This is a genomic window from Rhizobium sp. Rhizsp42 (assembly GCF_047304155.1).
Classification (GTDB): Bacteria; Pseudomonadota; Alphaproteobacteria; order Rhizobiales; family Rhizobiaceae; genus Rhizobium.
This window is the reverse complement of the sequence record NZ_JBGLYS010000171.1, coordinates 1-257: the sequence shown is the minus strand read 5'-3', so window position 1 is coordinate 257 and position 257 is coordinate 1. Positions and strand designations below refer to the sequence as shown.

The window sequence follows — 257 nt, the reverse complement described above, 5'->3', positions numbered from 1 at the left end:
CCCTGTTCCTGCGCCAGAGCGCCTGGGCGGTGGCGGGCGTGGCGGCCCTGCTCGTGTTCTCGCGCCTGCCGGTGCGCGTCTTCAAGGCGCTCGCCTGGCCGGCGTTCGGCGTGGCCGTGATCCTGCTCGCGGTGGTCGCGTTCTCCCCGCTCGGCGTCACCGTGGGCGGCAATCGCAACTGGCTGGGCATCGGCGGGTTCCGGATGCAGCCCTCCGAGGCCGCCAAGCTCGCCCTGGCCCTGTGGGCGGCGGCGGTC

General features: G+C 75.1%; 1 protein-coding gene. It reads left to right on the top strand.

The window, feature by feature from the left end:
• Nucleotides 1-257, top strand: a 257-nt coding sequence (locus ACCD05_RS31975) for an FtsW/RodA/SpoVE family cell cycle protein (protein WP_413397704.1), incomplete at both ends; no start/stop codon positions are given.